An 8,254-nucleotide genomic window follows, 5' to 3' on the forward strand; every position below is an offset into this window, starting at 1 on the left:
TTTTGGGGAAATTGTATGGGGTTTGAAAAAACAACATCGCAGATATTATTTGATAATGGCGTACATAAATGTATTAGTTTTACCAGTTTGGTCAAAGGGGAAGGTATCCAAGCTAATCAATTTTTAATTATTGATCATGAGCGTGCTGCTGTAATCGATCCAGGGGGCGATTTGACCTACGTTCCATTAACGATGGAATTAAATAAATATACACGTTTGAAAAATCTGGACTATGTGATGGCTTCGCATCAGGATCCGGATATTATTACTTCAATGCCACGCTGGTTAGTCTATACCGACGCTAAAGTTGTGGCATCAAAATTATGGGCACGTTTTCTACCACACCTAAATTCCTCATTTATGAGTGAGCGTATGAAAGGGAATTGGGAAGACCGTCTTATTGAATTACCTGACCGCGGCCAAGTGATTCAATTAGGGGAATCAAAGTTAGTTATAGTACCTGCCCATTTTCTACATTCGGTGGGTAATTTTCAGTTTTATGATCCAGTCGCCAAAATTTTATTTTCTGGTGATATGGGCGCTTCGATTGTTGAGGATGCTAATCAACCTCTAACAGATTTTGATACGCACGTTCTAAAAATGAAAGCTTTTCACCAACGCTATATGTGTTCCAATAAGGTCATCCGTTTATGGGTTAAAATGGTTCGCCAGATGGATATTGAAATGATTGTTCCACAGCATGGCAGTCCATTTATGGGCAAAGAAATGATTAATCAGTTTTTGGACTGGATTGAGACTTTACCTTGTGGTGTCGACTTAATGACAGAACAAGTTTTTAGTTGCCCCGCCTAAATATGATCTCTAATGAGCAACCCAGATAAAATTCTGGGTTGCAAAAACATAGATTAAAAAATAACGTTAAAACTATAATAAGTGGCAATTATTTAGAGCAGCTCTACATCTATTGCTGAAAAAGGCAAAGATAATATGAAAATTGCATTGAAATTTGTTTATAATAGCTCACGGAATTTACCAGTGAGATTGTTATGCTGACCATCGTTCAAGAAGCGCTAACCTTCGATGATGTCTTATTACTTCCTGCCTACTCTACTGTTCTCCCAAAAGATGTCTCTCTAAAGACACGTTTAACTCGCGGCATTCATTTAAATATCCCACTAGTTTCAGCTGCAATGGATACAGTGACTGAGTCACGTATGGCGATTGCGATGTCACAAAATGGTGGTATCGGGATTTTGCACAAAAACATGGATATTGCTGCTCAAGCTGCAGAAGTACGCCGTGTAAAGAAATTCGAAGCGGGTATGGTGAAAGACCCTATCACTGTAACGCCTGAAACGACAGTACGTGAACTGATTGCAATTACCACTGCTAATAACATTAGCGGTGTACCTGTTGTTAAAGACGGCAAGGTTGTTGGTATTGTGACAGGCCGTGATACGCGTTTTGAAACCAATTTAGAACAACCTGTTAGCAACATCATGACAGGCCAAGATCGTTTAGTAACTGTACGTGAAGGCGAGTCTAAAGAAAATATTCAAGCATTATTGCAAAAACACCGTATTGAAAAAGTCTTGGTTGTTGGCGAGAGCAACGAACTTAAAGGCTTAATTACAGTGACTGACTTCCGCAAAGCTGAGAGCTATCCAAACAGTTGTAAAGATGATCTTGGTCGTTTACGTGTTGGTGCTGCGGTAGGTACAGGTGCTGATACACCAAGTCGTGTGGAAGCATTGGTTGAAGCTGGTGTTGATGTAATCGTTGTTGATACAGCACACGGTCATTCAGCTGGTGTAATTGAACGTGTACGCTGGGTGAAACAAAACTTCCCTCAAGTACAAGTGATTGGTGGAAACATCGCAACTGGTGATGCTGCATTAGCATTATTAGATGCAGGTGCAGATGCTGTAAAAGTGGGTATCGGTCCTGGTTCTATCTGTACAACTCGTATTGTGGCAGGTATTGGTATGCCACAAATTTCTGCGATTGACAGCGTTGCTAACGCACTAAAAGATCAAATTCCTTTAATCGCAGATGGCGGTATCCGTTTCTCTGGCGATATGGCAAAAGCGATCGGTGCGGGTGCAAGCACAATCATGGTTGGTTCACTTCTAGCTGGTACTGAAGAAGCACCTGGCGAAGTTGAGTTTTTCCAAGGTCGTTACTACAAAGCATATCGTGGTATGGGCTCATTAGGTGCAATGGCGGGAGCAACTGGTTCTGCTGACCGTTATTTCCAAGATTCAAAAGCGGGTGCTGAGAAGTTAGTACCAGAAGGCATTGAAGGTCGTGTTCCATATAAAGGCCCAATGGGCAACATCGTTCATCAAATGATGGGTGGTTTACGTTCATCGATGGGTTATACAGGTTCAGCTGTGATTGAAGATCTTCGCCAAAATGCGAAATTTGTGAAAATTACTTCAGCGGGTATGTCTGAGTCACATGTTCACGATGTAACGATTACTAAAGAAGCTCCAAACTATCGTGTTGGTTAGAATTTGGTAACCAAAACAATGAAGAAAGCCGTCATTACACTGACGGCTTTTTGTTTTTGGTGTAAAGTAAAACTGAAGAAAAGAAATATGGCGGAATTGCCATATATGAAGTGAGCCACCGCTGAAGTGGCGTAAGAATGAGATAAGCTATGAGTTATTTTGGAACGGATGGTATTCGTGGAAAATTTGGGCAAATGCCTATTACTCCAGAGTTTGCTTTAAAACTCGGTTTTGCTGCAGGGAAGGTATTAAAACGAACGAGTCCAAAAAATAAACCGCTCGTTGTATTAGGAAAAGACACACGTTTATCTGGTTATATTTTAGAATCTGCTTTGCAGGCAGGCTTAAACGCTGCTGGCGTATATGTTCATTTACTTGGTCCATTACCAACACCAGCAATTGCACACCTTACTCGTGCTTTGCATGCACATGCAGGTATTGTTATTTCTGCATCACATAATCCATATTATGATAATGGGATTAAATTCTTCTCAAGTGAAGGCAAAAAATTACCGGATTCATTACAAGAAGAAATTAACCGCGAATTAGAAAAAGATTTATTTATTGATGACACTGCAAACTTAGGTAAAAGTGTTCGTGTAAATGATGCAAATGGTCGCTATATCGAATTTTGTAAATCTACCTTCCCTTACCACTTTGATTTAAATAATTTAAAGATTGTGTTGGACTGTGCTCATGGCGCGGCATATAGCGTTGGACCTTCAGTTTTCCGTGAGCTAGGGGCAAAAGTTGTTGCTTTATATAATGAACCAGATGGCTTAAATATTAATGAAGGCTGTGGTTCAACACATCCTGAACACTTACAAAAAGCAGTGGTTGAGCAAGAAGCAGATTTAGGTATTGCCTTTGATGGCGATGCTGACCGTGTTGTGATGGTTGATAAGTTTGGTAACTTAATTGATGGTGATCATATCTTATATATTTTGGCGACTCAGGCGCAAAATAAGCCAGCGGGTATTGTTGGTACTGTCATGAGTAATATGGCACTTGAAGTTGCATTTGAAAAAGCAAATGTTAATTTTGTTCGTGCAAAAGTCGGTGACCGTTATGTATTACAGGCTTTAGAAGAAAATGGTTGGGTGATAGGTGGCGAACCTTCTGGTCATATTCTAACTTTAGACAAGAGTACGACTGGTGATGCCATTATCGCCGCACTTCAAGTTTTAACTGTGATGGTTGAGCAAAACAAGGCTCTTCATGAATTGGTTCAAGACTTTAAATTATTCCCGCAAGTTCTTTTAAATGTACGTTTGGAACAAATGCTTGATCCATATTCTATTCCAGCATTGGTAACTGAATTTGATAAAGCAGAAGCACAGCTCAAAGGCCGTGGACGTATCTTGATTCGTAAGTCTGGAACAGAGCCTGTAATTCGTGTCATGGTTGAAGGTGACAATGAGCAAGAAGTGAATGCTTTAGCTCAGCATTTAGCAGATTCAGTTCGTTCACAAGCACAAGTCGCATAAGGTGCCATGACATGAGTGATGTCATCAAAGATCTAAGTGAATTACGCTTGAGCTATGAGCAAGGCGAGTTGTATGAGGGGCAGGTTGACTCTAACCCTCATCAGCAGTTTCTTGGTTGGTTTAACCATGCTCTAGCAGCCAATTTACATGAACCCTATGCCATGTCATTAGCAACAGCAAGTGCAAATGGCAGACCTCATGTTCGAACAGTATTGTTACGTGGGGCCACAGAAGCTGGCTATGATTTTTATACGAATTATGACAGTCAAAAAGGTATTGATTTGGCAGAAAACCCATATGCCGAATTATTATTTTACTGGCCAAGTCTAGAGCGTCAGGTGAGAGTTGGTGGTCATGTAGTTAAAATTGCTGAGCAAGAATCTACAGATTACTACCTTAAGCGACCACGTGATAGCCAAATTGCAGCACACATCAGTACTCCTCAAAGCGGTAAAATTGAAAGCCGAGAGCTGTTACAGCAACGTTTTCAAGATTTACAGCAGCAAGTTGAAACTCGTGAAGTGCTTGATAAACCAGAGTTCTGGGGAGGCTATCGTCTTCAACCAGATTATTATGAATTCTGGCAAGGGCGACCAAACCGTTTACATGACCGCTTGAGTTATGAAAAAATCGAGGGTCAATGGACGCTGCACCGACTGATGCCTTAAATGACAAAAATACAAATCAAACAAAGACCTTTATTGACACGCCCTGAACAGTTTCAGGGCGTGCCTCCGTTTATTGCCGAGATTTTGGCAAGGCGCGGAGTACAATCTGAACAGGAATTAGAATTAAAGCTTAAGAATTTACTTGCTCCTCAGCTCAAGGGATTAGAAACCGCTGTGGCATTAATAGATCAAGCCATTGATAAGCATAAAAAAATTGTTATTGTTGGGGACTATGATGCAGACGGCGCAACCAGCACAGCGTTAATGGTATTGGCGCTTCGTGATATGGGAGCACAAGTCGACTATTTAGTTCCAGACCGATTTAAATACGGTTATGGGCTTACGCCTGCAATTGCAGAGCTTGCATATCAAACTTATCAGCCCGATTTATTAATTACAGTCGATAACGGAATTTCCAGCCATGCTGGAGTTGATACAGCCCATGCTCTGGGCATGCAAGTTATTATTACAGATCATCATTTAACAACTAAAGAAACACCTCCGGCAGAAGCGGTGGTTAACCCAAATCAGTTAGGTTGTGATTTTCCAAGTAAAGCGCTTGCTGGTGTTGGTGTTGCTTTTTATGTGCTGGCCAATTTGGCTAGTTTACGTAGCAGACAAGGTAAAAGCACAACTAAAGTTACTCAATATCTAGATTTAGTCGCTTTGGGAACTTATGCGGATGTTGCTGTATTAGATTATAACAACCGCATTTTAGTGGATGCGGGCGTGAAGCGTATTCAGCAACATCAATGTCGAGTTGGAATATTGGCGTTGTTAGATATTGCTGGCAGAGAGGCGTCGTCTTTGCGTGCACAAGATCTAGGTTTTGTTTTAGGTCCGCGTATTAATGCTGCTGGGCGTATGGAGAGCATGCGTATAGGCATTGAATGTTTATTAGCAGATTCTATGGAAACTGCCTATCCAATTGCTCAGCAATTAAATCAACTCAATATAGAGCGACGCCAGATAGAAGGGGAGATGAAGCAACAAGCTTTATCTGCTTTAGATAGCTTGCAACTCTCAAAAGAAGATATTCCACAAGCTCTTGTACTCTTTGAAGAGAGTTGGCATCAAGGTGTGATTGGGATTGTAGCAGGGCGTTTAAAAGAACAGTTTCATCGACCAGCTATTGTCTTTGCACCAGATGAAGATGGTGTGCATATTAAAGGATCTGCGCGTTCAATTGATGGTGTACATATCCGAGATATGATTGAACAGGTCGCTGAACAATATCCCGAATTGGTGAGCCATTTTGGTGGACATGCGGCAGCGGCTGGTTTAACGATACGTAAAGAAAATTTTGATGCTTTTAAAACTGTTTTTACTGCCTGTGTTGCAGCTATGGAAGAATCTTTGTTTCAAGCAACGCTATGGACGGATGGGGAATTACCAGCTTCGGCTTTGCAACTAGACACATTGGACTGGATAGAGCAGCTTGGGCCATGGGGGCAAAAATTCCCTTTTCCTCAGTTTGAAGGACATTTTAAAGTTGTCGATTATCGCTGGCTTAAAGAAACACATCTAAAACTTAGATTGGCCCTTGATCAATATACTTTTGATGCGATTGCTTTTAATGCCGCTGGACGATTTGAATTTAATCCTATGCGAGATGAAGTTCATTTGGTCTATGAGATTGACCGTAATGTATTTAAGGGTAATGTAAATTTACAATTGCGTATTGTGCATTTAAACCAATAAAAAAATCCGCTCATTTGAGCGGATTTTTTTATAAACTTTTAGGTAAGATTAGAAACGGTAGCCTGCACGAACACCATAAGTGTTGTCGTTGTCACCGAAACCAATACGACCTTCAAGACTTACTTGTTGATTTAAGAATTTTTTAGCATTAATACCAAATTCATCTTTATCAGTTAAGTCGTTATTGTAGTAATCCACACCAAGACTTAAAGTTTTATCGATGTAGTAGTCACCACGAACTTTATATTCGTCTAGGTCACCAAACGCACCGAACGCTTCAAGGTTTACGTCATGTTGACCTACTTGAGTTACGTATTTAGCACGAACTGTTGGATCAGCGCCGTCTTTACCGTCTTTTTCGTCGTAACCTTTAACACCTAGCGCAAGTAATAAACCTGGAGCTGGTAAATAACCTACTTCAGCTGCATAAGTTGTTACTTTACTATCAATATTGGTGTTATCAATTTCACGCTCAGTACGGCCTACATCACCGCTAAGGTAGAAATCTGAGTTAGGAACATAGTATTCAACACCTACGCCATACTGAGTGTCTTTTGTACCGCTGTTATCGCCATAGTTGATAAGTGCGTTAACATTACTTGCACGGCTTAAGAAAGCTGCTTCAGCAAGTGGAGCGTTACGAGTTTGAACAGGATTAAAGTAATAAGTCCCGTCAACACCGAATTTACTTACGCTGCTACCGTTGTCTGGATCAAGATAATTGTAAGAACCACCAACTTCAGCTTGGTAAGCGTTTGCTGCGCCACTTACTGCGAGTGCAGATAAAAGAGCTGATGCAATTGCTAGTTTTTTCATGGAATCTCTCCCCTCTAAAAAGCGATTTATAAATGTTTTGTTACAAGTTTCAGTCTAGAGGAAAATGAGTTAGCGTCAATCTTGTGCAAGTAACCATACTGTAACTATGTGCTTTTTTTGTAAATATGTTTAACTTAAGCATTTGATTTTAAAATTTAAAATTAGAATGTTTTATTTTATTAAAATTGAGGATATTTTGTGTAGATCATAGAAAATGCTGTAAAAGTACCCAATTTTGTATGAGGATGTTACTGGTTAAACTTAAAATGAACTGAAAAATGCCCAAGGAAAATTCCCTTGAGCATTCATATTTTTAATAATAAATACTTATGGATTAGAAGCGGAATGTGCCATTAATACCAAAAGAGTTAGCATCATCAACAGTTGTATAAGTTAACCCTACTGCTACTTGCGGTGTGAAGAATTTTTGTGCACGGACACTAAAAATTGCATCAGAATCTTCTGCTGTTGAATCTGCAAAAGATGCTCCAATACTTAAAGTAGGATCAAGATAAAGATCTGCACCTAAGCGATAAGTGGTTTCGTCACCAATATAAGTTTGTCCTTCGAAATTAGTATAAAAACCTGAAATTTGAGTAACATACTTAGCACGTAAAGTTACGACAGTATCTTCGTTTTCACCTGTTACAGCTGTAGCATTTGTGATTGAAGTAATGAAGCCATATTTAGCTGCTTGTATTGGATCAAAACTTTCAGATAAATCTGTTACACCAGCAGCCAACAATAAGCCATCTGTTGGTAGGAAACCGACCTCTACAGCATAACCATTACCATTATCATCAACCGAACCAAAATCTTCTACAGTAACTTCTCGTTTTGTTCGGTTAAATGCCCCAGATAAGTAGAGTGGGGTATTGGGAATAAAGTATTCACCTGTAATGCCTACAGAATTATATTCAAGTTTTCCAGAATCTTCATCATCTTCCAATTTGCTATAGGCATAGCCTAGACCAATATTTGAAGCTTTATTTAAAAAAGCAGCTTCAGCTAAAGGGAAAGTTTTTGCTTCTACTGGATTAAAATAATATTTGCCATTAATACCGAAGCTATTATTTTCTCCCCCATCCATATCTGTAAATTCATACAT

7 protein-coding genes are annotated in these 8,254 nt (G+C 39.8%); 5 read left to right on the plus strand and 2 right to left on the minus strand.

Features of this window, described 5'->3' with window-relative positions:
• Nucleotides 1–15 precede the first annotated feature (15 nt).
• The 5 genes from NL42_RS10805 to recJ all read left to right on the plus strand — a co-directional run bounded on the left by NL42_RS10805 (nucleotide 16) and on the right by recJ (nucleotide 6,330).
• Entirely contained in the window at nucleotides 16–813 is a 798-nt protein-coding gene (locus NL42_RS10805) for an oxygen-binding di-iron domain-containing protein (protein ID WP_461312744.1), read from the plus strand.
• A gap of 194 nt (nucleotides 814–1,007) precedes the next feature.
• Nucleotides 1,008–2,474, plus strand: a complete 1,467-nt coding sequence (guaB, locus tag NL42_RS10810; protein ID WP_016139870.1) for an IMP dehydrogenase — start codon at nucleotides 1,008–1,010, stop codon at nucleotides 2,472–2,474.
• Between the two features lie 149 nt (nucleotides 2,475–2,623).
• On the plus strand, nucleotides 2,624–3,961 hold the full coding sequence (gene glmM / locus NL42_RS10815) for a phosphoglucosamine mutase (RefSeq protein ID WP_461312740.1): 1,338 nt from the start codon (nucleotides 2,624–2,626) through the stop codon (nucleotides 3,959–3,961).
• A gap of 11 nt (nucleotides 3,962–3,972) precedes the next feature.
• Nucleotides 3,973–4,629: a pyridoxamine 5'-phosphate oxidase gene (gene pdxH / locus NL42_RS10820; protein ID WP_461312741.1), complete on the plus strand. Its 657-nt coding sequence runs from the start codon at nucleotides 3,973–3,975 to the stop codon at nucleotides 4,627–4,629.
• Nucleotides 4,630–6,330 (plus strand): single-stranded-DNA-specific exonuclease RecJ, encoded by a 1,701-nt coding sequence (gene recJ / locus NL42_RS10825; protein ID WP_461312742.1) that lies wholly within the window; start codon nucleotides 4,630–4,632, stop codon nucleotides 6,328–6,330. It abuts the gene before it with no gap.
• Between the two features lie 48 nt (nucleotides 6,331–6,378).
• Here recJ and NL42_RS10830 read toward each other — a convergent pair whose 3' ends face one another.
• Nucleotides 6,379–7,146 carry a putative porin gene (locus tag NL42_RS10830; RefSeq protein ID WP_016139874.1) on the minus strand — a complete coding sequence of 256 codons (768 nt, stop codon included), beginning with the start codon at nucleotides 7,144–7,146 and terminating at the stop codon, nucleotides 6,379–6,381.
• 334 nt (nucleotides 7,147–7,480) lie between these two features.
• A partial coding sequence (locus tag NL42_RS10835) for a putative porin (RefSeq protein WP_461312743.1) occupies nucleotides 7,481–8,254 on the minus strand: 774 nt, incomplete at its 5' end.

This window comes from Acinetobacter sp. GN11 (genome assembly GCF_054823985.1).

What these genes read in the sequence shown, in the direction of transcription:
- guaB (WP_016139870.1), top strand. Translation starts at nt 1,008, where the DNA reads ATGCTGACCATCGTTCAAGAAGCGCTAACCTTCGATGATGTCTTATTA.
- NL42_RS10805 (WP_461312744.1), top strand. Translation starts at nt 16, where the DNA reads ATGGGGTTTGAAAAAACAACATCGCAGATATTATTTGATAATGGCGTA.
- recJ (WP_461312742.1), top strand. Translation starts at nt 4,630, where the DNA reads ATGACAAAAATACAAATCAAACAAAGACCTTTATTGACACGCCCTGAA.
- pdxH (WP_461312741.1), top strand. Translation starts at nt 3,973, where the DNA reads ATGAGTGATGTCATCAAAGATCTAAGTGAATTACGCTTGAGCTATGAG.
- glmM (WP_461312740.1), top strand. Translation starts at nt 2,624, where the DNA reads ATGAGTTATTTTGGAACGGATGGTATTCGTGGAAAATTTGGGCAAATG.
- NL42_RS10830 (WP_016139874.1), bottom strand. Translation starts at nt 7,146, where the DNA reads ATGAAAAAACTAGCAATTGCATCAGCTCTTTTATCTGCACTCGCAGTA.